Below are 22,133 nucleotides of genomic sequence, written 5' to 3'. Positions count from 1 at the left end.
ACAGCTTGCGATCCCTCGCAAACCCGCTTGTTGACTGGTGCCGGTGAAGAGAGTCGAACTCCCGACCTTCGCATTACGAATGCGCTGCTCTACCAACTGAGCTACACCGGCGTTTTCGTGGACCCTGCGCGCGCTCCCGTGCGGCAGGCGGCGGAGTTTAGCGTCAAGTACCGGTGCGGGATTCGCGGTGGTAGGCCGTGACCCGCTCGACCTCGTTCTTCGAGCCGAGCACCACGCTCACGCGCTGGTGCAGCTCGGTCGGCGCGAGGTCGAGGATGCGCTCCAGGCCGTTGGTCGCGGCGCCGCCGGCCTGCTCGACGATGAAGCCCATCGGGTTCGCCTCGTACATCAGGCGCAGCTTGCCGGGCTTCCTGGGTTCGCGCTTGTCCCAGGGGTACATGAAGATGCCGCCGCGGCAGAGGATGCGGTGGACGTCGGCCACCATGCTCGCGATCCAGCGCATGTTGAAGTCCTTGCCGCGCGGGCCGTCCTTGCCGGCGAGGCATTCGTCGATGTAGCGGGTGACCGGCGCGTCCCAGTGGCGCCGGTTGCTCATGTTGATCGCGAACTCCTTGGTGTCCTCGGGGATGCGCACGTCGATGGCGGTCTGCACCCACGAGCCCTGCTCGCGATCCAGCGTGAACATCGCGACGCCGTGGCCCAGCGTCAGCACCAGCGTGGTCTGCGGGCCGTAGACGCAGTAGCCGGCCGCGGCCTGCTGGTGGCCGGGCTGCAGGAAGTCCTCGGTGCTCACCCCCGGGTGATCGGCCGACTTCTTCAGCACCGAGAAGATCGTGCCGATGCTGACGTTGACGTCGATGTTCGACGAGCCGTCGAGCGGGTCGAACAGCAGCAGGTACTCGCCCTGCGGGTAGCGGTTGGGCACGACGTGGATCGAGTCCATCTCCTCGCTGGCCATCGCCGCAAGCGCGCCGCCCCATTCGTTGGCCTCGATCAGCACCTCGTTGGCGATGATGTCGAGCTTCTTCTGCACCTCGCCCTGCACGTTCTCGCTGCCGGCCGAGCCGAGCACGCCGCCGAGCGCGCCCTTGTTGACGCTGATCGCGATGCCTTTGCAGGCGCGCGCGACCACCTCGATCAACAGTCGCAGCTGCGCCGGGATGTGGCCGTGCTCGCGCTGCTGTTCGATCAGGTACTGGGTGAGGCTGATGCGGTGGCTCATGGCGGTCTCGAAGAAGGGTCAGTCGGCCAGCGCGCGGGTGACGATCTCGTGCGTGTCGTCCGACAGGGCCGGACGCTCGGCGACGCGCTGGATCGCCTCGCGCGCTGCCGAGCGATAGGGCTCGGCCAGGCAGCGCCAACGGTCGAGCGCGCGGGCCAGGCGCGAGGCGAGCTGCGGGTTGAAGCCGTCCACCTCGATCACCTTGTCGGCCCAGAAGCGGTAGCCGGCCGCGTCGGTGCGGTGGAGCGCAGCCGGGTTGCTCAGCAGCAGCGTGGCCAGCACGCTGCGCGCGCGGTTGGGGTTCTTCAGCGAGAAGTCCGGGTGCGCGAGCAGCGCCTTCGCGCGCGCGAACACCTGGCCCGCGCGCGCGCCGAGCGGCTCGCTCGCGCCGGCCTGCAGCGCGAACCACTTGTCGATCACCAGCGGCTCGTCCTTGAACATCGCATGGAAGCGTTCGAGCGCCGGCGTGGCCAGCTCGGCGTCGGCCTGCACCAATGCCGCGAGCGCGCCGAAGCGGTCGCTCATGTTCGAGGCGTCCTTGAAGCGCTGGTACGCGCGGCCGGGCCAGATCGCGTCGCCTTGCAGCGTCGCGTCGAGCACCAGCATCGCGAGCGCCAGGTTCGCGAGCGCACGCTGGCCGCTGCCCTGGGCGTCGGGCCGGTAGCCGCCGGCGGGCTGGTGGGTTTCGAAGGCCCAGGCCCAGTCGTCGCGCAGCGCGCTCGCGAGCTGGCGCTTCATCGACTCGCGAGCGGCGTGCACGCGCTGTGGATCGACGTCCTTGCCGATCCGCTCGGCGACGTAGCTCTCGCTCGGCAGCGTCAGCACCAGCTCCTTGAACGCGGCGTCGAGGCCGGGCTCGCGCAGCAGGCGGCGCAGCGCGTCGAGCAGCGTCGCGTCGAGCGGCTGGCCTTGCACCAGCCGCTCAAGCATCAGCTGCTGCGCGGCCTCCCAGCGGTTGAAGGGATCGCTGTCGTGCGCGAGCAGCGTCAGCCGCTGCGCATCGCTCAGCTCGGCATCGAGCACCACCGGCGCCGAGAAGCCGCGCAGCAGCGACGGCACCGGCTGCTCGTCGAGGCCGACGAAGACGTAGCGCGCGCTCGACCCCTCGAGCACCAGCAGGCGCTCGGTCGCCCGGCTCCCGGTGCTGGCGTCGGCGACCGGACCCGGCTCGCCCTCCAGCTGCAGCGGCAGCGGGCGGCCGTCGGCGCCGAGCAGCGCCATCGCGACCGGGATCAGCCACGGCTGCTTGTCCGGCTGGCCGGGGGTCGGCAGGCCGTGCTGCGCGAGCGTCAGGGTGTAGCTGCGTGCCTGCGCATCGTAGGCGCCGCGCGCGGTGAGCCGGGGCGTTCCGGCCTGCGCGTACCAGCGCTTGAAGACGTCGAGCTTCGCGAAGAGCGCGCTGCGCGGGTTCGCGTCGGCGATCGCCTGCGCGAAGTCGTCGCAGGTCACCGCCTTGCCGTCGTGGCGGTGGAAGTAGAGCTTCATGCCCTTCGCGAAGCCCTCGCGGCCGACGAGCGTGTGCATCATGCGCACGACCTCGGCGCCCTTCTCGTAGACGGTCGCGGTGTAGAAGTTGTCGATCGCCTGGTAGGCGTCGGGCCGCACCGGGTGCGCCATCGGGCCGGCGTCCTCGGGGAACTGCACCTGCCTGAGCATGCGCACGTCGTCGATGCGCTTGACGGCGCGGGCCGACGCGCTGCCCGCCATGTCCATCGAGAACTCCTGGTCGCGAAAGACGGTGAGGCCTTCCTTCAGCGACAGCTGGAACCAGTCCCGGCAGGTGATGCGGTTGCCGGTCCAGTTGTGGAAGTACTCGTGGCCGACGACGCTCTCGATGTTGGCGAAATCGACGTCGGTCGCCGTCTGCGCGTTCGCGAGCACGTACTTGGTGTTGAACAGGTTCAGGCCCTTGTTCTCCATCGCGCCCATGTTGAAGTCGCTGACCGCGACGATCATGAAGCGCTCCAGGTCCAGCGGCAGCCCGAAGCGCGCCTCGTCCCAGGCGACCGACGCGATCAGCGAGTTCATCGCGTGCTCGGTCTTGTCGAGATCGCCCGCGCGCACCCACACCTGCAGCAGGTGCTCGTTGCCGGAGCGCGAGACGATCTTCTGCTCGCGCGCGACCAGCTTGCCCGCGACCAGCGCGAACAGATAGCTCGGCTTCGGGAAGGGGTCGTGCCAGATCGCGAAGTGCTGGCCGTCGGGCAGCGGCCCCTGCTCGATGAGGTTGCCGTTGGACAGCAGCACCGGGTACTTCTTCGCATCGGCACGCAGCATCACCGTGTAGACGGCCATCACGTCGGGCCGGTCGGGGAAGAAGGTGATGCGCCGGAAGCCCTGCGCCTCGCACTGCGTGAAGAAACCGCCGCCCGAGGTGTAGAGGCCCGAGAGCTGCGTGTTCTTCTCCGGCGCGCAGGTGTTGCGGATCTCCACGGTGAACGGCCCGCCCGGCAGCAGCGCGGCGCTGTCGACGACCATCTGGCCGTTCTCGATCCGGAAGCTGACGCTCTCGTTGTCGATCAGCACGCGGGTGACGTTCAGGTCCTCGCCGTCGAGCCGCAGCGGCTGCGACGCGACGCGCGGGTTGCGCTCCATCTGCATGCGGTTGATGACGCGGGTGTTCGCCGGATCGAGGTCGAAGGTCAGATCGACCCGCAGCACCCGGTAGGCCGGCTCGGCGTAGTCCTCGCGGCGGACGATGGGAGCGGTGCCTTCGCGCAGATTCATGCTGTTCTCCTGCTTCTTCGCTTCAAACGCCCTGCTTCAGGCTGGCCTCGATGAACGCATCGAGATCGCCGTCGAGCACCTTCTGCGTCGCGCTGACCTCGACGCCGGTGCGCAGGTCCTTGATGCGGCTGTTGTCGAGCACGTAGCTGCGGATCTGGTGGCCCCAGCCGACGTCGGTCTTGCTGTCCTCGAGCTTCTGCTGCGCTTCCTGGCGCTTGCGCATCTCGAAGTCGTACAGCCGCGAGCGCAGCCGCTTCCACGCGACGTCGCGGTTGCTGTGCTGGCTGCGGCCGTCCTGGCACTGCACGACGATGCCGGTCGGGATGTGGGTGAGCCGCACGGCCGAGTCGGTCTTGTTGATGTGCTGGCCGCCGGCGCCGCTGGCGCGGTACGTGTCGGTGCGCACGTCGGACGGGTTGATCTCGATCTCGATCGAGTCGTCGATCTCCGGGTAGACGAACAGCGACGCGAAGCTGGTGTGCCGCCCGCCGGACGCATCGAAGGGACTCTTGCGCACCAGACGGTGCACGCCGGTTTCGGTGCGCAGGTGGCCGAAGGCGTAGTCGCCCTCGACCTTGATCGTCGCGCTCTTGATGCCGGCGGTGTCGCCTTCGGTCTCGTCCTCGACCGTCGCCTTGAAGCCCTTGCGCTCGCAGTACTTCAGGTACTGGCGCAGCAGCATCTGCGCCCAGTCGCAGGCCTCGGTGCCGCCGGCGCCGGCCTGGATGTCGACGAAGCAGTTCGACGGGTCGGCCGGGTTGTTGAACATCCGGCGGAACTCGAGCTGCTCGACCTGCGCGGTCAGCTCCCGCGTCTCGGCCTGCAGCGCGGCGAGGCCGTCGTGGTCGCCTTCTTCCTTGCTCATGTCGAAGAGCTCGGTGTTGTCGGCGAGGTTGCGATCGAGGCTCGTGATCGTCTCGACCACCGCTTCGAGCGCCTTCTTCTCCTTGCCCAGCGCCTGCGCGTTCTTCGGGTCGTTCCAGACGGCGGGGTCTTCGAGCGCGGCGTTGACCTCGCTCAGGCGGCGCGACTTCTCGTCGAAGTCAAAGATACCTCCGGAGATCGGCCGTCCTGGCGCGCAGGTCGGTGAGCGTCGAGCCGAGGGCGTTGATCTGTTCGGTGTCCATGGGGTGTCCTTCGAAGGCGGTGGCGCGAGCGACGCAGAGCGCGCGTCGCGAAGCCGCGGATTTTCTCACCGTGCGCTGCGCGCGCTCAGTCCCGGTCGAGAAAGGCTTCGAGATGCGCCGCCAGCCGTTCGGGCTGGTCGTGATGGAGCATGTGCGCGCAGTCGTCGAGCACGACGCGCGCAAGACGCGGCACGACCGCGATGCGCGCCTCGAATTCCTCGCGCGGATAGCGGCTGCCCCAGAACTTCGCGACGTCGGTCTGCGCGCCTTCGGCCCACAGCACCGGCGCCTCGATGCGCTGCCAGCAGGCCAGCGCTTCCTCGACCCGGTAGAGCACCGGGTTCGTGCGCTTGTGCGCCGGATCGCCCTGGATCACCCAGCGGCCGCTGGCTTCGTCGAGCCGCGACCAGTGCGGCGCGAGCCAGGCCGCGCGCTCGGGCGAAAGCCGCGGGTTGTTCTTGCGCAGACGTTCGGCCACTTCGTCGAGGCTCGCGTAGTCGCGCAGCCGCTGCGGCGTCTTCAGTTCGTCGAGCCACTGCGCGATGCGTTTCGGCGCGGCCTGCGGCGTGCTTGCGGGCAGGCCGAAGCCTTCGAGGTTGACGAGCCGGCGCACGCGCCGCGGGCGCACGCCGGCGTAGCCCATCGCGACGTTGCCGCCCATGCTGTGGCCGAGCAGGTCGACCGGGGCGTCGGGGCTGACGGCATCGAGCAGCGCGTCGAGGTCGCCGAGGTAGTCGGGGAACCAGTAGGCGTCGGTGCCGGCGGGCGCGATCGAGCCGCCGAAGCCGCGCCAGTCGGGCGCGATCACGTGGCGATCGGCCGCTAACGCATCGACGACGAACTGGAACGAGGCGCCGACGTCCATCCAGCCGTGCGCCATCACGAGCGTCGGTCGCGCGGGCGTCGCGTGGCGGGCGTCGCCCCATTCGTGCACGTGCAGGCGCAGTCCGCGCAGCTCGAAGAACTTCGAGCGCGCGGCGCGGCGTCCGATCGGGGCGCCCGACGCAGCCATCACGCCGGCGGCGCCTGGAAGCCGCCCGCGCGGTAGGTCAGCACCAGCGTGTCGCGCGTGCCGCGCTGGCCGGGTGCTTCGGGGTCGGCCGGCTGGATCGGCGTGCTCTCGTGGATCACGCGCTCGTCGTCGAGCAGCAGGGTCGTCCACGGCTGCTCGAGCGTGAAGCGCACGCCCAGCGGGCCGTCGGCCTCGAACACGCGGCTCTCGCCGCCGCGCACGCCGTGGCGGCCGACGAAGACGACCGCCACGAAATCGACGCCGTCGCGGTGCGCGCCCTCCGGCGTCGGCCGGCCGACGCCCTGCGCGGTGTCGATGCGAAACGGGTGGGCCTCGACGTACCAGCGCCCGCCCTCGGGCGCACGCAGCCGCGCGAACAGCTCGCCGAACTCCAGGATCAGCGCACGCCACGGCGCGGTGCGGACCAGCCCCGGCGGCAGCGGCTCGAACCAGCGCTCCATGCCGCCGTGCAGCGCGTTGTAGGTGGTGGGCTGCCAGTGCGCGCGGTGCGGCACGGCCTGCAGCGCCTGCGGCTCCAGCGTCTGCACGAAACAGCCGTGGCGGCGAAAGCGGTAGGCGCCGCCGTCCTTCAGATGCGCATCGGGGGGCAGGCCGTCCCAGTAGGCGCGCATCGGCTCGAAGTCGTCGATGTCCAGGCCGGTGAGGCTTTCGATCGCGCTCGGCGTCAGCACGCAGAAGCCTTGAGCGCGCAGCCGCTGCAGCGCGGTCGCGCGACCCAGCGGGAGTTCGATGTCGACGTGCATGGCCAGAGAGAAAACGCGGGCGCGGAAGGGTCTCGAGGCAGCCTAGCATGCGTCGCGCAGCCGGCTGTAGACCGACGCTTCCGGAACCGAGCATGAGCGACGAGCCCGACTTCCACGCGCCGGATTTCCATGCGCACCTGCATGCGTCCTTCCGCTGGCGGGTGCCGCGGCACCTGAACTGGGCCGAGCTGTGCTGCAACCGCTGGGCGCGCGATGCGGCCACGCGGGACCGCACGGCCTTGATCTTCGAGGCAACCGACGGCGCCGTCACCCGCCTGAGCTACCGCGAGCTGCAGCAGCGGGCCGACCGGCTTTCGCATGCGCTCGAGCGGCTCGGGCTCGCGCGCGGCGAGCGCATCGCGCTCGTGCTGCCGCAGCGGCCGGAGACGGCGGTCGCGCACATCGCGATCCAGCAGCTCGGCGCGGTCGCGGTGCCGCTGTCGATGCTGTTCGGCCCCGAGGCGCTGCGATCGCGCCTCGCCGACAGCGGCGCGCGCGCGGCGATCGTCGATGGCGCGGCGCTCGACGCGGTGCGCGGCGTCCGCGCCGGCTGCCCGCAGCTCGAACGGCTGGTCGTCGTCGATGCAGCGCAGCCGCTCGCCGCCGACGAGCACGACTGGGCCGAGGCGCTGGCCCGCGAGTCGGCCTGCTACGCCGCGCTCGCCACCGGGGCCGACGATCCGGCGCTGATCATCTACACCAGCGGCACCACCGGAGCGCCGAAGGGCGCCCTGATTCCCCAGCGCGCGCTCGTCGGCAACCTCACCGGCTTCGTCTGCAGCCAGAACTGGTTCGATGCCTCGATCGACGCTGCGTCGAGCAGGCGCCCCGCCCCGGGGCGGCGAAAGCAGGGGTCCGGCGGCATCGAGGCGGGGCGCGGCCCTGCCGCCGGCGAGCAGAAGCCGGAGGTGTTCTGGTCCCCGGCGGACTGGGCATGGACGGGCGGCCTGATGGATGCCTTGCTGCCCACGCTCTACTTCGGCCGCACCCTCGTCGGCAGCGCCGGCCGCTTCGATCCGGTGCGGGCGTTCGCGCTGATGGAGCGCCATCGCGTCACGCACAGCTTCCTGTTCCCCACCGCGCTGAAGGCGATGATGAAGGCCGTGCCGCGCCCACGCGAGCGCCACGTGCTGCACCTGCGTGCGGTGATGAGCGCCGGCGAGGCCGTCGGCGACGCGGTGTTCGCCTGGTGCCGCGACGCGCTCGGGCTCACGGTCAACGAGATGTTCGGCCAGACCGAGATCAACTACGTGGTCGGCAACTGCGGCGCGTGGCGCGATGCCCGGGGCCGCGCCCATCCCGGCTGGCCGGCGCGCCCCGGCAGCATGGGCCGCGCCTACCCGGGCCACCGCGTGGCGGTGATCGACGACGCGGGCCGCGAGTGCCCGCGCGGCACGCCGGGCGACGTGGCGGTGCACCGGCGCGACGTGCACGGCGAGCCGGACCCGATCTTCTTCCTCGGCTACTGGCGCAACGAAGCCGCGACCCGCGCCAAGTTCACCGGCGACCCGGCCGATTCCTGGTGCCGCACCGGCGACACCGCCGTGATGGATGCCGACGGCTACCTCTGGTACCAGGGCCGCAGTGACGACGTGTTCAAGGTCGCCGGCTACCGGATCGGCCCGAGCGAGGTCGAGAACTGCCTCGTCAAGCACGCTGCGGTCGCGAACGCGGCCGTCGTGCCGAAGCCCGACGCCGAGCGCGGCGCGGTGGTCAAGGCCTACGTGGTGCTCGCGGCCGGCGTCGAAGGCAGCGACGCGCTCGCCGCCGAACTGCAGCAGCACGTGCGAACGCGGCTCGCGCCCTACGAGTACCCGAAGGAGATCGAATTCATCGACGCGCTGCCGATGACGACCACCGGCAAGGTGCAGCGGCGGCTGCTGCGGCTTCAGGAAGAAGCAAGGGCGCGGGCGCGCAGCGGCTGAGGCGCGCAGCCCTCACCGCTGTACCGCCGATGCCGCCGCGTCGGGCGATGACGCCTCGGCGCTGCGCAGCCGCTGGCGCTCGCGCTCGTAGCGGTCGTAGGCTGGCAGCGGCGTGGTCTGCGGCACCGCCGCAGCGCCGCTGCGGCGGGCCGCCTGGTCGTTGCCCTGGCGCAGGCCCTCGTAGAAGCCACGTTCCCAGGGGATGCCGGCGCAGGCGGTGCAGGCGAGCGCGAGGGCCGCGGCCAGCGCGGCGGTTTCAGTCAGGCGATGCATCGGGGTCTCCTTGGGTGGAAGCGGGTGGCGCGTCGTCGCCGGCCTCGTAGTCGAGCAGTTCGCCGGGCGTGCATCGCAGTTCGCGGCAGATGCGCGCCAGCGTGTCGAAGCGCACGCCGCGCACCTTGCCGGACTTCAGCAGCGACAGGTTCTGCTCGGTGATGCCGATGCGCTCGGCCAGCTCGCGCGATCGCATCTTGCGGCGCGCGAGCATCACGTCGAGCCTCACGATGATCGGCACGGCACGGGCCTCGCGTTCAGACGAAGCCCTCGTTCTCGCGCTGCAGCCGGGCGCCCTCGGCCATCGCCCAGGCGATGGCCCACAGCAGCCCGCCGGCCAGCAGCAGCGCGTAGCCGTTCGAGCTGAAGCCCAGCACGAGCCGGCGTTGCCCCGGCGGGTTGTTCGCGGTCAGCACCAGCACCACGATGGTCTGCACCAGCGGCTGCAGGAAGGCCGAGGCGACGAGCGTCGCACCGAGGCGGCGAAGTCGCCGAGTCGGCTCGCTGCCGAAGACCACGCCGCGGCCGTAGGCGGCGAACAGTTGCCAGAGCTGCCACAGCCCGTAGAGCCCGAGCAGCACGCCCGGCAGCGAAGCGATCGCTGCGATCCAGTGCATCGGCAGCGGCGGCGTGAACGGCCCGTTGCCCGGCCTCACGCCGTGCAGCCAGGCGAGCACCTGCTGCGGCTCCTGCCCGACGATCCACAGCGGCATGCAGGCGAGCGCCAGCGCACCGATGCCGACGAGCACGCGCATGGCGCGCGAAAGGCGCCGCAGGCGCTCACGCGGCGTGTCGGCGAGGCGGTTCATCGGTCGCGGCATGCGGCGCTCCATCGAATGGCGGGGTGAGCGCGATGCTCGCAGAATTTCGCCGCTCCGGGCAAAAAACTTAACGTCAAACAGCAATTCGCGCTGCGGCAGACTTTCGTGATGCCTCGCAAGGACCACGCCTCCCAGACACCCGCAACCGCCTGGCTCGAGCGCGAGGGCTTCGTGCACAGCGAGCACCTGTACGACTACGTCGAGCGCGGCGGCACCGCCGAATCGGCGAAGCAGCTCGGCGTCGACGAACACGCGGTCGTCAAGACGCTGGTGATGCAGGACGAGCATGCGAAGCCGCTCGTCGTGCTGATGCACGGTGACCGGCAGGTGAGCCTCAAGGCCCTGGCGCGCGAGATCGGCTGCAAGAAGGTCGAGCCCTGTGCGCCGGAAGTGGCGCAGCGGCACAGCGGCTACCCGGTGGGCGGCACCTCGCCGTTCGGCACGAAGAAGCCGATGCCGGTCTATGTCGAGGCGAGCGTGCTCGCGCTCGAGCGCATCTTCATCAACGGCGGGCGGCGCGGCTACCTGGTCGGCCTCGCGCCGCGGCCGGTGCTCGAGCGCCTGGGTGCCCGGCCGGTACGCTGCTCCACCTGATTGCGACGGCAGAATCACCGCGATGGATGCCGCCGCCTCGCCACTGAACCCGCTCGCACTCGCCGTCGCGGTGCTGCTGGCTTACCTGCTCGGCTCGTTGTCGTTCGCGGTGATCGTCAGCCGCGCCTTCGGGCTGGCCGACCCGCGCAGCTACGGCAGCAAGAACCCCGGCGCGACCAACGTGCTGCGATCGGGCAGCAAGCCGGCGGCGATCGCGACGCTGCTGCTCGATGCGTTCAAGGGCGCGCTGCCGGTGCTGCTGGTGCGCGCATTCGGCACGCGCCTCGGGCTCGGCGCCGACACCCAGGCGGCCGAGGCCACCGTCGCGCTGGCGGCCTTCGCCGGCCACCTCTGGCCGGTGTTCTTCGGCTTCAAGGGCGGCAAGGGCGTCGCCACCGCGGCCGGCGCGCTGCTCGCGCTGAACCCGCTGCTCGGCCTGGCGACGCTCGCGAGCTTCGCGCTGATCGTCGCGTTCTTCCGCTACGTCTCGCTCGCGTCGATCGTCGCCGCTGCCTTCGCGCCGTTCTACCAGCTGCTGATCTGGGGAATGGGTCCGCTGGTGCCGGCGATCGTCGCGATGAGCCTGCTGCTCGTGTGGAAGCACGGGCCGAACATCCGCAAACTGCTCGACGGCAGCGAGAACAAGCTCGGCCAGAAGTCCGCTGCCGCCGCGGCGCCAACAAGGAGACCCACCCGATGAACATCCAACGCTTCGACGTCTGCGCGCGCCTGTCCGAGATGGCGGTGCACCACGGCACCGTCTACCTCGCCGGCCAGATCGCGGCCGACGGCACGCAGGACATCCGCGGCCAGACCACCCAGGTGCTGGCCGCGATCGACGCCCTGCTCGCGCGCGCCGGCAGCGACAAGCGCAAGCTGCTGATGGTGCAGATCTTCCTCGCCGATCTCGCCGACTTCCCGGTGATGAACGAGGTCTACGAGGCCTGGGTCCCGGCCGGCTGCGCGCCGCCGCGGGCCACGGTCCAGGCGAAGCTGGCCAGGCCGGAATGGAAGGTCGAGATGGTGGTGACGGCGGCCTTGCACTGAGCCGGCGGCGCGCTCAGGCGAGCCCCAGCGCTGCCGGATCGCCGCGGCCGCGCCGAACCACCGCCGGCTCGTCGCCGCTCATGTCGATCACCGTCGTCGACTGCATCGGGCAGGCGCCGGCGTCGACGACCGCCTGGATCTGCTTCTCGAAGCGCTCCCGGATCTCGTGCGGGTCGTTCAGCGGCTCGGCTTCGCCGGGTGGGATCAGCGTGGTCGCGAGCAGCGGCTGGCCGAGGACGCCCAGCAGCGCCTGCGTCGCCGCGTGGTCGGGCACGCGCAGGCCGATCGTGCGGCGCTGCGGATGCGAGACGCGCCGCGGCACCTCCTTCGTCGCCTCCAGGATGAAGGTGAAGGGCCCCGGCGTCGCCAGCTTCAGCAGCCGGTACTGGCGGTTGTCCACGCGCGCATAGGCGGCGAGCTCGCTCAGGTCGCGGCACAACAGCGTCAGGTGGTGCTTGTCGTCGACGCCGCGCACGCGGCGCAAGGCCTCCGCGGCGGCCTTGTCGTCGAGGTGGCAGACGAGCGCGTAGCTCGAGTCGGTCGGTATCGCGGCGAGCCCGCCGGCATGCAGGATCTGCGCGGCCTGCTTCAGCAGACGCGGCTGCGGGTCCTGCGGATGGACTTCGAAGTACTGCGCCATCTCGTGTTCCGGGCCGCGCGCTGACGGCCGCGCGCTCAGGGCCGCACGACGCGTTCGCCGATCGCTTCCCACACCGGCGTCAGCCGCCCCGGCAACCAGGGCAGCGAGCCGAGGTCGGCGCGGCTCTCGCCGGGCGCGTGGAAGTCGCTGCCGCGCGAGGCCCAGAGGTCGAACTCGATCGCCATGTCGGCGTACTTGAGGAAGTCCGCCTCGCCGTGGCTGCCGGTCACCACCTCGACGCCGCGGCCACCGTGCTGCACGAACTCGCTGAACAGCGCGTACTCCTCGGTCGGCGTGAGCTTGTAGCGGCCCGGGTGCGCGATCACCGCGGCGCCGCCGGCCTGCGTGATCCAGCGCACCGCGTCGCCCAGGCCGGCCCAGCGCGTGGGCACGTAGCCCGGCTTGCCTTCGACGAGGAAGCGCCGGAACACCTCGTGCGTGCTGTCGCACACGCCGCTGTCGACGATGTGGCGCGCGAAGTGCGTGCGCGAGATCAGCTGCGGGTTGCCGACGTAGCGCAGCGCGCCTTCGTAGGCGTCCTTGATGCCCACCTTCGCAAGCTCGGCGCCCATCTCGCGCGCCCGTGCCTCGCGCCCGCCGCGTGTTCGCGCGAGGCCGGCGGCGAGCGCCGCGTCGTCGATGTCGAAGCCGAGGCCGACGATGTGCACCGTCGTCCCCGCGAAGCTGACCGAGATCTCGGTGCCGCTCAACCACGCCATGCCGTGGGCGAGCGCGGCGTCGCGCGCCGCGTGCAGGCCGCCGATCTCGTCGTGATCGGTCAGCGCCCACAGCTGAACGCCGCGGGCCTGCGCGCGCTCGGCCAAGACCGCGGGCGCGAGCGTGCCGTCGCTCACGTTCGAGTGGCAGTGGAGATCGGCGTTGAGCAGGTCGGCGGGCACGGCCCGGATTATCCGAGCCGCTCCGAGGCCGCGCTGCCCGCGGGGCGACGGCGCTTCAGCCGTCGATGCGCAGCACCCGGCCCTCGTCCTCGTCGGTCAGCAGGTAGAGATGGCCGTCGGGGCCCTGGCGCACGTCGCGCACGCGCGCGTCGACTGCATGGCGGTGCTCGCGCACGACGCGGTTGCCGTCGAGTTCAAGCCGCAGCAGCTGCTGAGCCTTCAGGGCGCCGATCAGCAACTGGCCGCGCCAGGCCGGATGCCGGTCGGTGGTGACGAAGGCCATGCCGCAAGGCGCGATCGACGGCACCCAGGTGGCGAGCGCCGGCTCGACGTCGCCGCGGGTTTCGCCTTCGCCGATCTTGAGGCCGGTGACGTACTCGCGGCCGCGCGTGACCACCGGCCAGCCGTGGTTGCGCCCGGCGCGCGCGATGTTGAGTTCGTCGCCGCCTTGCGGGCCGTGCTCGTGGGTCCACAGCTCGCCGGTCGTCGGGTGCAGCGCGGCGCCCTGCACGTTGCGGTGGCCGTAGCTCCAGATCTCGGGCAGCGCGCCGGGCTTGCCGACGAAGGGGTTGTCGGGCGGCACGCCGCCGCTGTCGGTGATGCGCACGACCTTGCCGTGGTGGGTGCCGAGCGTCTGCGCGTCGTCGCGGCGGGTGAAGCGGTCGCCGAGGGTGACGAACAGCGTGCCGTCCTTCGCGAACACCATGCGCGAGCCGAAGTGCGCGCTCGACTCGAACTTCGGCTGCTGCCGGAAGACGATCTGCACCTCGCCGAGCGTCGCCGCGTCGGCGTCGAGCCTCGCGCGCGCCACTGCCGTGCTGTTGCCGCGCTGGCCCTGCGCGGCAGGCTCGCTGAAGCTCAGGTAGACGAAGCGGTTGCGCTCGAAGTCGGGGTGCAGCGCCACGTCGAGCAGGCCGCCCTGGCCGCGGGCGACGACCGCCGGCACGCCCCCGATCGGCTTCGAGATGCGGCCGTCGCGCGTCACCAGCCGCAGCCGGCCGGCCTTCTCGGTGACGAGCATGCGGCCCGCATCGGCGGAGTTCGCCTCGAAGCCGGGCAGGAAGGCGAGCGCCCAGGGCGCCTCGAGCCCGCGTGCGACGACGGTGGTGCGCAGCGGCGTGCTGCTCTGGGCGAACGCGGCGCCGCCGGCGGCGAGCAGGCCGGTGGCGACGAAGAGGCGGCGGGTCGGGTCGAACGGCGTGGTCGGGTGCATCGGCCGCAATGTAGGCCGCGCGCCATAGGCCTGTGGCGCAGTCGGCCGGGCTCAGTCCAGGCGCAGCAGCCGGTCGGCGTTGCCGCCCTGGTCGGTCAGCAGGAAGACATGGCCCTGCGGGCCTTGCCGCACGTCGCGGATGCGCAGGTTCAGGTTCTTCACCAGCGGCACCTCCGAGCAGTTGCTCGGCGCCTGGCCGCCGGGTGGCGTGCAGGCGATGCTGCCGCCGTTGTCGATGTCGAAGCGCCAGAGGGTCCGTCCCGAGAGCGCACCGGCGAACAGCTTGCCGGTCCACGCGCCGAAGCGGCTGCCCGTGTAGAACATCAGGCCGCTCGGCGCGGTCGAGTAGGGCACCCAGTGGGCGAGCGGCTGTTCCATCGCGGGCGCCGACGTGGCGCCGCCCACGGGCGTGCAGCGGTCGGCCGGCGTCGCGCCGTACTCGCAGCCGTGGCTGATCAGCGGCCAGCCGAAGTTGCGGCCGGCACGCACCACGTTCAACTCGTCGCCTCCCTGCGGGCCGTGCTCGACCGACCACAGCTCGCCGGTCGCCGGATGCACCGCCGCGCCCTGCGGGTTGCGATGGCCGTAGCTCCAGATGTCGCTGCGCGCGCCCGCCGTCGCGACGAAAGGGTTGTCGGCCGGGATCGTGCCGTCGGCGTGGATGCGCGCGACCTTGCCGTGGCCGCGCGACAGGTCCTGCGCGTAGCCGCGCTCGCTGTCGTTCTGCCGGTCACCCATGGTCACGAACAGGTGGCCGTCGCGGCCGAAGGCGATGCGGCCGCCGAAGTGGCCGCTGCTGCCGGCGACCTTGGGCGTCTGCCGCAGGATCACCTGCACGTTGCCGACGCTCGCGCTGGCGAGGTCGAGCACGCCGCGCGCGACCGCGAGCCCGTTGCGGCCGGCCTCGGCGCCGCTGCCCGCCTCGTTGTAGCTCCAGTAGATGCGCTGGTTGCTCGCGAAGGCCGGGTCGAGCGCGATGTCGAGCAGCCCGCCCTGGCCGGTGGCCTGCACGGCCGGCAGGCCGCTGATCGTCGTCAAGCCGCCGCTCGTGGAGATAAGGCGCAGCCGGCCCGCGCGCTCGGTGACGAGGAAGCGGCCATCGGGCAGGAAGGCGAGGCCCCAGGGGTGGTCGAGCCCGGAGGCGACGGTCGCGACGGCCGTCGGCGCGCTCGGCGCCTGCGCCGGCGGGGACGGCGACGGGCTCGGCGCCGCCGCCGGCCCGGGGGCCGGCGAGGGCGCGCCGGCGACCGGCGCTGGCGCAGGCGCCGCGGCATCGCCGCCGCCACCGCAGGAGGCGGCCAGGCCTGCCGCGCACAGCGCCAGCCAGCGCAGCCGGCGCTCGGCCGTGCGCCTGCCGGATCGAGGTTCGGGGCTCGCGTTCATCGACATCTCCTTGGCGAAGCGGTCGCAGTCTGAACCCCCGAAGGCCGCGGCGCGGCAACCGGATGCAACCCGCGGCCGCGGCGGCCGGCGCGGCGCCCGGCGGGGGGCGGCGTCACTCCGCGAGCGCCTGCACGATCACCTGCACCCGCTCGCGGCCCTGCCACGCATCGACCGCGAGGCGGAAGGCGAGCCGCGCGCGATCGGGCACCGGCTCCTGGCGACCGAACCAGATCGCATCGCGCGTCTGCTCGGCACACGCGGGGCCCGCATGCCGCAGCCCGAGCTTCAGGTGCTGGCCCTTCGCCGGGTCGCCGACGAGTCGCTGGCTCAGCACCTCGAAGTCGTCGCAGAACAGCGGTGCGTCGAAGGCCTGGCCCCAGACCTCGCGGTCGAGCGCGTGCACCGTCGCGGCGTCGAACCATTGCGCGTCGAGCGCGCCGTCGGTCGCGAGCCGGCGCGCCAGCGTTGCGGCATCGAGCCATTCGCCGGCCACCGCCTCGAAGGCGGCGGCGAAGCGCGCGAAGTCGGCTTCGGCCAGCGTCGCGCCGGCCGCCATCGCATGGCCGCCGAAGCGATGCAGCAGATCCGGATGGCGCTTGCTCACCAGGTCGAGCGCGTCGCGCAGATGAAAGCCGGCGATCGAGCGGCCCGAGCCCTTCAGCAGCCCGTCACGCCCGCGCGCGAATACGAAGGTCGGCCGGTGCAACCGGTCCTTCACCCGTGCGGCGACGATGCCGACGACGCCTTCGTGGAACGCCGGGTCGTAGAGCGCAACGGCGTTCGGCGCCGCGGCCTCGTGGCCGCCCAGCCGCGCGAGCATCGCCTCGGCCTGATCGCGCATGCCGGTCTCGACTTCGCGGCGCTCGCGGTTGATGCCGTCGAGCTGCGAAGCGAGTTCGCGTGCGCGCTGCAGGTCGTCGGTCAGCAGGCATTCGATGCCCAGGCGCATGTTCTCCATCCGCCCGGCCGCGTTCAGCCGGGGGCCGACCGCGAAGCCGAAGTCGAAGGCCGAGGCGCGCGCCGTCTCGCGACCCGCGGCCGCGAACAGCGCCGCGACGCCCGCATGCATGCGCCCGCTGCGGATGCGCTTGAGCCCCTGCGCGACCAGGCGCCGGTTGTTCGCGTCGAGCCGCACCACGTCGGCCACGGTGCCGAGCGCGACGAGGTCGAGCAAGGCATCGAGCCGCGGCTGGTGCTGCGCCTCGAAGCGCCCGCGCGCGCGCAACTCGGCGCGCAGCGCGAGCAGCACGTAGAACATCACACCGACGCCCGCCAGCGACTTGCTCGCGAAGCCGCAGCCCGGCTGGTTCGGATTGACGATCACGTCGGCCGCCGGCAGCCGCACCGCGCCGTCGTGCAGCGCCGGCAGGTGGTGGTCGGTCACCAGCACCGAGAAGCCGCGCGCCTTCGCGTGCGCGACGCCCTCCAGGCTCGCGATGCCGTTGTCGACCGTGACCAGCAGCGCCGACGGCCCGGCGGCCTCACCGGCCAGGTCGACGATCGCCGGCGTCAGCCCGTAGCCGTGGCGTCGGCGGTCTGGGACGACGTAGGCGAGCCTGTGCTCCGCCGCGCCGAGCCGCGCCAGCCCGCGCAGCGCGACCGCGCAGGCGGTCGCGCCGTCGCAGTCGTAGTCGGCGACCACGACGATCGGCCGGTGCTGCTCGATCGCATCGGCCAGCAGCCGCGCCGCGGCCTCGGCGCCGAGCAGCTGCGAAGGCGGAAGCAGCCGCGCGAAGCCGTCGTCCAGGTCGTCGGCCGTCGTGATGCCGCGCGCGGCGAACAGCCGCGCGAGCAGCGGATGCACGCCGGCCTGCTCGAGCGCCCACACCGTGCGCGGCGGCACGTCGCGGACGGTGATCCGCATCGCGCTCACAGCGTCGCGAGCGCGGCGGCGACGCTGCGGTCGTCGCGCCAGCGCTGCGTCATCGACGCGAGCCGCGCGCCGAAGCCCGGCGCGCGGCTGCGCAGCCCGAGCGCGTGGCGTTCGCCGCACAAGGTCAGCTTGACCGGCTCGCCGCGCTTGTCGGCCGCGAGCGCCTCGCGCAGCGGGCCGGCGTCGAGCTCGCGCCAGGCCTCGCGCCACGCGAGCCAGTCGCCGCGCAGCGCGGGTGCGCGCAGCGCCTCCAGCAGCCGCGGCGGATCGCCGCGGTCGAGCTGCGGCAGGCCGCAGCCGCTGAGCCAGAAGCTGTTCAGCGCGAGCTTGCCGGCCGCCTCGCGCGCCGCGTTCCGCGGATGCGTGTGCAGCAGCATCTGCACCTCGCTCTGCAGCCGCTTCACCGCGCGTGCGGCCGGGTGGTCGGGCATCCACAGATCGGGGTTGCGGCCGATCACGCGGTCGAGCGAGGCGGTCGGCACGCCGGCGAGCGATTCATGCTGCACGTACCAGCGCGTCGGCGCGCGCCACACGAAGACCCAGCCTTGTTCGCGAAACAGGTGCTGCACCGCCTCGAAGAAGGCGCGCGACTCGTCGGGATCGAGCTCGAGGTCGTCCGGGTCGCCCATCGTCAGGTGCTCCCGGCCCACCTGCCAGTGCACCGGGCTGATCAGCCCCCAGGCCTTTCGGCTGCGATCGACGTTGACGCCGTCCATCGCCGCCGAGCGCGCGGCCCAGGGCAGCGTGCCGTCCTCGCCGACCCAGCCGAGCGCGAGGCCGAGCACCCGCTCGTGCGGCATCGACAGCCGGTACTCGTCGCCTTCCCAGCGCGATGCGGTCTCCAGGCGGCGCAGCAAGGCTTCGAGGTGAGGCAGCGCGAGCTCGGCCCAGGCGGCCTGGCCGGCCTCGGAAAGCGAGGCGGCGTGCGGGATCAGCAAGTGCATGGGCCGCGATTATCGGAAGCCCGCTGGCATCATCGCGGCCCATGTCGCTCCCCTACGAACTCCAGGTCGGCTGGCGCTACACCCGCGCCGGCCGCGGCGGCCGGCGCAACGCGTTCATCTCGTTCATCTCGGGCGTGTCGATGCTCGGCATCGCGCTGGGCGTGGCCGCGCTGATCATCGTGCTGAGCGTGATGAACGGCTTCCAGAAGGAGGTGCGCGACCGGATGCTGAGCGTGGTCGCGCACGTCGAGCTGGTGCAGGGCCGCGGCGAGGCGCTGGGCGACTGGCGCGCGGTCGCGGCCGAGGCCGCGCAGCATCCGCAGGTGCGCGGCGCCGCGCCCTTCATCGCGACGCAGGTGCTGGTCGCCCGCGGCGACGCGATGCGCGGCGCGATCGTGCGCGGCATCGATCCGGCCGAGGAGCCGAAGGTCACGCCGCTCGCGGCCGAGCTGAAGGACGGCGTGTTCACCCAGCTCCGGCCCGGCGCCTGGGGCATCGTGCTCGGCAGCGAACTCGCGCGCTCGCTCGGCGTGCGCAGCGGCGATGCGATCACGCTGATCGCGCCGAACGGCCAGGTCACGCCCACCGGCGTGGTGCCGCGCATGAAGCAGATGACGGTGCTCGGCACCTTCAGCGCCGGCCACTACGAGTACGACAGCGGCCTCGCGCTGATCCATCTGCAGGATGCCGAGAAGCTGTTCCGCCTCGAAGGCCCGGCCGGCGTGCAGCTGCGGCTCGCCGATCCGCAGGACGCGCGCCAGGTCGGCGACGAACTCGCCGCGCGGTTCGCGAACCTCCCGACCGCGGCGAGCGAGCCGGTCGACGTGCGCGACTGGACCCGCACCAACCGCAACTGGTTCGACGCGGTGCAGATCGAGAAGCGGATGATGTTCATCATCCTCACGCTGATCGTCGCGGTGGCGGCCTTCAACCTGGTGAGCACGCTGGTGATGACGGTGACCGACAAGCAGGCCGACATCGCCATCCTGCGCACGCTCGGCGCGAGCCCGCGCTCGGTGATGGGCATCTTCATCGTGCAAGGCGCGATGGCCGGCGTGATCGGCACGCTCGGCGGCCTGGGGCTCGGCCTCCTGATCGCCTTCAACATCGACGTGATCGTGCCGGCGCTCGAGCGGCTGTTCAACGCGAGCTTCCTGCCGGGCAGCATCTACCTGATCAGCCGCATGCCAAGCGAGCCGCAATCGAGCGACATCGTCCCGATCGCGGTGATCTCGCTGGTGCTGGCCTTCGTCGCGACGCTCTACCCGAGCTGGCGCGCGAGCCGCGTGCAACCGGCGCAAGCGCTGCGCTATGAGTGATGCGCTGGTGCTGCACGCCAGCGATCTCCACAAGCGCTACACCGAAGGCGGCCTCGACGTCGCGGTGCTGCAGGGCGTGAACCTGCGCATCGCGCGCGGCGAGGTCGCGGCGATCGTCGGCGCCTCGGGTTCGGGCAAGAGCACGCTGCTGCACCTGCTCGGCGGGCTCGAGGCGCCCAGCACCGGCCGCGTGATGCTGATGCAGCGCGATTTCGCGACGCTCGGCGCGGCCGAGCAGGGCGTCTGGCGCAACCGGCACCTCGGCTTCATCTACCAGTTCCACCACCTGCTGCCCGAGTTCAGCGCGCTCGACAACGTCGCGATGCCGCTGGTGATCCGCCGCGTCGAGCGCGCGGCGGCGCGCGAGCAGGCGATGCAAACGCTCGCGGCGGTGGGGCTGCGCGAGCGGCTCGCGCACCGGCCGGCGGAGCTGTCGGGCGGCGAGCGCCAGCGTGTCGCGGTCGCGCGGGCGCTCGTCACGCGGCCGGCCTGCGTGCTGGCCGACGAGCCCACCGGCAACCTCGATCGCGGCACCGCCGACGCGGTGTTCGCGCTGCTGCTGGAACTGGCGCGCTCGCACGGCAGCTCGGCGGTGATCGTCACGCACGATGAATCGCTCGCGGCGCGCTGCGACCGCGCGCTGCGGCTCGACCGCGGGCGGCTCGACGGCTGAGGCGTGCGCCGTTTGTCGCGCGCGCAGGCAGCGGCCGGCGCCGCTGCGCGGCGAGGCCGGTGGGCGGCTGCGTCGTCCGGCGCGATCGCGCCGAGCGCTCAGAACGTGCGCCGCAGCGCCAGCTGCACGCCGCCGCTGCGGGTCCGGATCGACATCCGGTAGCCCGAGTCGAGCTGCACGCCCAGCCGCCCGCCGTCGAAGCCGAAGCGCGACTTCGCGACCTTCCACTCGACGCCGGCCTTGGCGTTGTAGCGCGGCAGCTCGTCGTCGCTGCCCCACGGGCGCGCGGCCGTCGCGGCGGCATAGAGCTGCGAACTGCCCGTGACGCGGTAGCGCCATCCGACCGAAACGCTGGGTCGGCTCGGCTGCCAGGCCGCAGCGTCCGACAGCCGCGACACCGGTTCGACCTGCAGCGCCTGCACGCCGAAGCCGACGCCGAACGCGGCGCGCCCCCAGCCCAGCCAGACGCGGTTCGACACGTCGACGAGCGAGGTGGAAAGGCCACCCTGCACCGGCCGCGGGCGCAGCCCGTTCACCGTGCCCGAGCGCCCTTCGAGCGAGAGACGAAGCGCGCCGGGGTCGAGGAGGCGCAGCTCGGCGAGGTTCACGGCCGCGCCGGCTTCGCTCGCCTCGCCTTCGGTCGTGTCGGCGGCGCGAGCCGCTGTCGCGGCAACGCCGCAAGCGAGGACGGCAGCGAGTGCGACGAGTCCGGCGACCATGGCAGCGAAGCGGCGTGGCAGGTATGAGGCGTGGCAGTCGTCGATGCGAGTCACCGCATCGCGACGCGATGGTCCGCAGGCGCCGCGTGCGACGGCATCGGCCGGCGCCGAAGCGCGCTGTCGGACGAAGCCGCATCCGCGCGGGCCATGGCCCGGGGCCACGCGCATCCGTTCGCTGCCGCCAGTCGCGTGCTGCCTCAGCGGCGAACGGCGGCATCCGGTGACGGGCGTGATCGCCAAGCCGCCGAGCGACGACGCCATGGCCCCCTGGGCGTCGGCCCCCGGGGCGTGACCGGCAGCATTTCAGTAGCCGCTGCTGCTCTTCGGCTTCACGCTTGCGAAGTGCTCGTCGTAGCGGTGCACGAAGTCCTTCGCCTGGCCCAGCGGCGCGTGACAGGCCCGGCAGCCGGCCGCCGGGTCGGGCGCCCGGTCGCCGTTGGCGAGGAAGGCCGAGTAGATCCAGTTGCCGTTCTTGAGCCCGTCCGGCACGTCCTGGCCCCAACCGGGGTTCTTGCCCATCACGAAGACGCGCAGCAGATCGCCCTTGACGAGCTTGCCGTCGGCGCCGGTCGCGAGCGTGCCGTCGGTGTTGGCCTTGGCTGCGTAGTTCTCCATCACGAACAGCGTGCCGTTCGGGAAGCCCGCCGCGGCGCTGCCCTTCTCGGCGGCCGGGTTCATGTAGATCTCGCGCACCTGCTTCGCATCGGGGCGCTGCACCGCGCTGAGGAACTTCGGCCAGGTCTTGTAGCCCACCGGCACGCCGAGCTCGCCGTCCTTCAGCAGCGGCGGCGGCGCTTCGCGGGTCGAGGCGCAGCCTGCCGCGAGCAACGCGGCCGCGAGTCCGGCCGCGAAGATGGTCGGGCGTCGGCGAGGCTTGACGGGGATCTCCATCTGGCATCCTCCTCGAGGTGTTCGAACGACGCACGATGCTAGAGCTGCAGCTGCGCGCCGACCTAGCGCTTTTGCAGGCACGGCGCTCAGGGTTTGCGTGGTGCAT

22 protein-coding genes and 1 tRNA gene are annotated in these 22,133 nt (G+C 72.1%); 6 read left to right on the top strand and 17 right to left on the bottom strand.

Features of this window, described 5'->3' with window-relative positions; all coding sequences use genetic code 11:
• Positions 1-35: 35 nt before the first annotated feature.
• The 6 genes from VFR90_RS06790 to VFR90_RS06765 form a co-directional block, all read right to left on the bottom strand.
• Positions 36-111 (bottom strand) — tRNA-Thr (locus tag VFR90_RS06790).
• 52 nt (positions 112-163) lie between these two features.
• Positions 164-1,183, bottom strand: a complete 1,020-nt coding sequence (locus VFR90_RS06785; RefSeq protein WP_326405343.1) for a class 1 fructose-bisphosphatase — start codon at positions 1,181-1,183, stop codon at positions 164-166.
• An 18-nt stretch (positions 1,184-1,201) separates the two neighbouring features.
• On the bottom strand, positions 1,202-3,904 hold the full coding sequence (gene pepN / locus VFR90_RS06780; RefSeq protein ID WP_326405383.1) for an aminopeptidase N: 2,703 nt from the start codon (positions 3,902-3,904) through the stop codon (positions 1,202-1,204).
• A gap of 28 nt (positions 3,905-3,932) precedes the next feature.
• A protein-coding gene (prfB, locus tag VFR90_RS06775; protein WP_326405342.1) for a peptide chain release factor 2 occupies positions 3,933-5,037 on the bottom strand; the annotation gives its coding sequence in 2 pieces (ribosomal slippage) (positions 3,933-4,955 and positions 4,957-5,037; 1,104 coding nt in all).
• Positions 5,038-5,122: 85 nt separating this feature from the next.
• Positions 5,123-6,049 carry an alpha/beta fold hydrolase gene (locus VFR90_RS06770; protein ID WP_326405341.1) on the bottom strand — a complete coding sequence of 309 codons (927 nt, stop codon included), beginning with the start codon at positions 6,047-6,049 and terminating at the stop codon, positions 5,123-5,125.
• The gene (locus VFR90_RS06765) at positions 6,049-6,813 is read right to left on the bottom strand and encodes a 2OG-Fe dioxygenase family protein (protein WP_326405340.1); all 765 of its coding nucleotides are present in this window, start codon (positions 6,811-6,813) and stop codon (positions 6,049-6,051) included. The genes VFR90_RS06770 and VFR90_RS06765 overlap by 1 nt, the downstream gene beginning before the upstream one ends.
• A 92-nt stretch (positions 6,814-6,905) precedes the next feature.
• Between VFR90_RS06765 and VFR90_RS06760 the strand changes: the two genes are divergently transcribed.
• On the top strand, positions 6,906-8,738 hold the full coding sequence (locus tag VFR90_RS06760; protein ID WP_326405339.1) for an acetate--CoA ligase: 1,833 nt from the start codon (positions 6,906-6,908) through the stop codon (positions 8,736-8,738).
• A 12-nt stretch (positions 8,739-8,750) separates the two neighbouring features.
• On the opposite strand, the gene VFR90_RS06755 is transcribed toward VFR90_RS06760, so the two are convergent.
• Genes VFR90_RS06755 through VFR90_RS06745 form a run of 3 tightly spaced genes read right to left on the bottom strand, consistent with a single transcriptional unit; the run spans position 8,751 to position 9,832 of the window.
• A complete protein-coding gene (locus VFR90_RS06755; protein ID WP_326405338.1) occupies positions 8,751-9,011 on the bottom strand; it encodes a hypothetical protein in 261 nt (86 codons plus the stop codon).
• Positions 8,995-9,252 (bottom strand): helix-turn-helix domain-containing protein, encoded by a 258-nt coding sequence (locus VFR90_RS06750; RefSeq protein ID WP_326405337.1) that lies wholly within the window; start codon positions 9,250-9,252, stop codon positions 8,995-8,997. Before VFR90_RS06750 ends, VFR90_RS06755 begins: the two co-directional genes overlap by 17 nt.
• Before the next feature lie 16 nt (positions 9,253-9,268).
• Positions 9,269-9,832 (bottom strand): DUF2975 domain-containing protein, encoded by a 564-nt coding sequence (locus VFR90_RS06745; RefSeq protein ID WP_326405336.1) that lies wholly within the window; start codon positions 9,830-9,832, stop codon positions 9,269-9,271.
• 108 nt (positions 9,833-9,940) lie between these two features.
• Here VFR90_RS06745 and VFR90_RS06740 point away from each other — a divergent pair, with 108 nt between their 5' ends.
• Genes VFR90_RS06740 through VFR90_RS06730 form a run of 3 tightly spaced genes read left to right on the top strand, consistent with a single transcriptional unit; the run spans position 9,941 to position 11,473 of the window.
• Positions 9,941-10,426, top strand: a complete 486-nt coding sequence (locus VFR90_RS06740; RefSeq protein ID WP_326405335.1) for an aminoacyl-tRNA deacylase — start codon at positions 9,941-9,943, stop codon at positions 10,424-10,426.
• A 43-nt stretch (positions 10,427-10,469) separates the two neighbouring features.
• Positions 10,470-11,126: a glycerol-3-phosphate 1-O-acyltransferase PlsY gene (gene plsY, locus VFR90_RS06735; RefSeq protein ID WP_414676503.1), complete on the top strand. Its 657-nt coding sequence runs from the start codon at positions 10,470-10,472 to the stop codon at positions 11,124-11,126.
• Positions 11,123-11,473, top strand: coding sequence for a RidA family protein (locus VFR90_RS06730; protein WP_326405333.1), 351 nt, complete (start codon positions 11,123-11,125; stop codon positions 11,471-11,473). The genes plsY and VFR90_RS06730 overlap by 4 nt, the downstream gene beginning before the upstream one ends.
• A gap of 13 nt (positions 11,474-11,486) precedes the next feature.
• Here VFR90_RS06730 and VFR90_RS06725 read toward each other — a convergent pair whose 3' ends face one another.
• The 6 genes from VFR90_RS06725 to VFR90_RS06700 all read right to left on the bottom strand — a co-directional run bounded on the left by VFR90_RS06725 (position 11,487) and on the right by VFR90_RS06700 (position 18,425).
• Positions 11,487-12,113 carry an L-threonylcarbamoyladenylate synthase gene (locus VFR90_RS06725; protein WP_326405332.1) on the bottom strand — a complete coding sequence of 209 codons (627 nt, stop codon included), beginning with the start codon at positions 12,111-12,113 and terminating at the stop codon, positions 11,487-11,489.
• 35 nt (positions 12,114-12,148) lie between these two features.
• Positions 12,149-13,012 (bottom strand): 3',5'-nucleoside bisphosphate phosphatase, encoded by an 864-nt coding sequence (locus VFR90_RS06720; protein ID WP_326405331.1) that lies wholly within the window; start codon positions 13,010-13,012, stop codon positions 12,149-12,151.
• Positions 13,013-13,067: 55 nt separating this feature from the next.
• Positions 13,068-14,225, bottom strand: a complete 1,158-nt coding sequence (locus tag VFR90_RS06715; protein ID WP_326405330.1) for a PQQ-dependent sugar dehydrogenase — start codon at positions 14,223-14,225, stop codon at positions 13,068-13,070.
• A 51-nt stretch (positions 14,226-14,276) separates the two neighbouring features.
• Entirely contained in the window at positions 14,277-15,608 is a 1,332-nt protein-coding gene (locus VFR90_RS06710) for a PQQ-dependent sugar dehydrogenase (RefSeq protein WP_326405329.1), read from the bottom strand.
• A gap of 112 nt (positions 15,609-15,720) precedes the next feature.
• Entirely contained in the window at positions 15,721-17,472 is a 1,752-nt protein-coding gene (gene recJ / locus VFR90_RS06705; protein WP_326405328.1) for a single-stranded-DNA-specific exonuclease RecJ, read from the bottom strand.
• 5 nt (positions 17,473-17,477) lie between these two features.
• On the bottom strand, positions 17,478-18,425 hold the full coding sequence (locus tag VFR90_RS06700; protein ID WP_326405327.1) for a hypothetical protein: 948 nt from the start codon (positions 18,423-18,425) through the stop codon (positions 17,478-17,480).
• Between the two features lie 41 nt (positions 18,426-18,466).
• On the opposite strand from VFR90_RS06700, the gene VFR90_RS06695 reads away from it, so the two are divergent.
• Together VFR90_RS06695 and VFR90_RS06690 are read left to right on the top strand one after the other, a co-directional pair.
• Positions 18,467-19,744 (top strand): lipoprotein-releasing ABC transporter permease subunit, encoded by a 1,278-nt coding sequence (locus tag VFR90_RS06695; RefSeq protein WP_326405326.1) that lies wholly within the window; start codon positions 18,467-18,469, stop codon positions 19,742-19,744.
• The gene (locus VFR90_RS06690; protein WP_326405325.1) at positions 19,737-20,417 is read left to right on the top strand and encodes an ABC transporter ATP-binding protein; all 681 of its coding nucleotides are present in this window, start codon (positions 19,737-19,739) and stop codon (positions 20,415-20,417) included. Before VFR90_RS06695 ends, VFR90_RS06690 begins: the two co-directional genes overlap by 8 nt.
• A gap of 98 nt (positions 20,418-20,515) precedes the next feature.
• Here the strand turns inward: VFR90_RS06690 and VFR90_RS06685 are convergent, their stop codons facing one another.
• Together VFR90_RS06685 and VFR90_RS06680 are read right to left on the bottom strand one after the other, a co-directional pair.
• Positions 20,516-21,136 (bottom strand): hypothetical protein, encoded by a 621-nt coding sequence (locus tag VFR90_RS06685; RefSeq protein WP_326405324.1) that lies wholly within the window; start codon positions 21,134-21,136, stop codon positions 20,516-20,518.
• Between the two features lie 303 nt (positions 21,137-21,439).
• Positions 21,440-22,027, bottom strand: coding sequence for a cytochrome P460 family protein (locus VFR90_RS06680; protein WP_326405323.1), 588 nt, complete (start codon positions 22,025-22,027; stop codon positions 21,440-21,442).
• Positions 22,028-22,133 lie beyond the last annotated feature (106 nt).

The sequence above is a fragment of the Methylibium sp. genome (assembly GCF_035762065.1).
Classification (GTDB): Bacteria; Pseudomonadota; Gammaproteobacteria; order Burkholderiales; family Burkholderiaceae_C; genus Methylibium.
Note: the sequence above shows the minus strand (reverse complement) of the source record. Positions and strands in the feature narration are given on the sequence as shown.

Bases quoted from the DNA above. Each gene is read 5' to 3' on its own strand.
- VFR90_RS06710 (WP_326405329.1), bottom strand. From the start codon at position 15,608: ATGAACGCGAGCCCCGAACCTCGATCCGGCAGGCGCACGGCCGAGCGC.
- VFR90_RS06695 (WP_326405326.1), top strand. From the start codon at position 18,467: ATGTCGCTCCCCTACGAACTCCAGGTCGGCTGGCGCTACACCCGCGCC.
- VFR90_RS06700 (WP_326405327.1), bottom strand. From the start codon at position 18,425: ATGCACTTGCTGATCCCGCACGCCGCCTCGCTTTCCGAGGCCGGCCAG.
- recJ (WP_326405328.1), bottom strand. From the start codon at position 17,472: ATGCGGATCACCGTCCGCGACGTGCCGCCGCGCACGGTGTGGGCGCTC.
- VFR90_RS06725 (WP_326405332.1), bottom strand. From the start codon at position 12,113: ATGGCGCAGTACTTCGAAGTCCATCCGCAGGACCCGCAGCCGCGTCTG.
- VFR90_RS06745 (WP_326405336.1), bottom strand. From the start codon at position 9,832: ATGCCGCGACCGATGAACCGCCTCGCCGACACGCCGCGTGAGCGCCTG.
- VFR90_RS06730 (WP_326405333.1), top strand. From the start codon at position 11,123: ATGAACATCCAACGCTTCGACGTCTGCGCGCGCCTGTCCGAGATGGCG.
- VFR90_RS06715 (WP_326405330.1), bottom strand. From the start codon at position 14,225: ATGCACCCGACCACGCCGTTCGACCCGACCCGCCGCCTCTTCGTCGCC.
- VFR90_RS06760 (WP_326405339.1), top strand. From the start codon at position 6,906: ATGAGCGACGAGCCCGACTTCCACGCGCCGGATTTCCATGCGCACCTG.
- VFR90_RS06770 (WP_326405341.1), bottom strand. From the start codon at position 6,049: ATGGCTGCGTCGGGCGCCCCGATCGGACGCCGCGCCGCGCGCTCGAAG.
- VFR90_RS06685 (WP_326405324.1), bottom strand. From the start codon at position 21,136: ATGGTCGCCGGACTCGTCGCACTCGCTGCCGTCCTCGCTTGCGGCGTT.
- VFR90_RS06740 (WP_326405335.1), top strand. From the start codon at position 9,941: ATGCCTCGCAAGGACCACGCCTCCCAGACACCCGCAACCGCCTGGCTC.
- VFR90_RS06765 (WP_326405340.1), bottom strand. From the start codon at position 6,813: ATGCACGTCGACATCGAACTCCCGCTGGGTCGCGCGACCGCGCTGCAG.
- VFR90_RS06785 (WP_326405343.1), bottom strand. From the start codon at position 1,183: ATGAGCCACCGCATCAGCCTCACCCAGTACCTGATCGAACAGCAGCGC.
- VFR90_RS06680 (WP_326405323.1), bottom strand. From the start codon at position 22,027: ATGGAGATCCCCGTCAAGCCTCGCCGACGCCCGACCATCTTCGCGGCC.
- VFR90_RS06755 (WP_326405338.1), bottom strand. From the start codon at position 9,011: ATGCATCGCCTGACTGAAACCGCCGCGCTGGCCGCGGCCCTCGCGCTC.
- VFR90_RS06690 (WP_326405325.1), top strand. From the start codon at position 19,737: ATGAGTGATGCGCTGGTGCTGCACGCCAGCGATCTCCACAAGCGCTAC.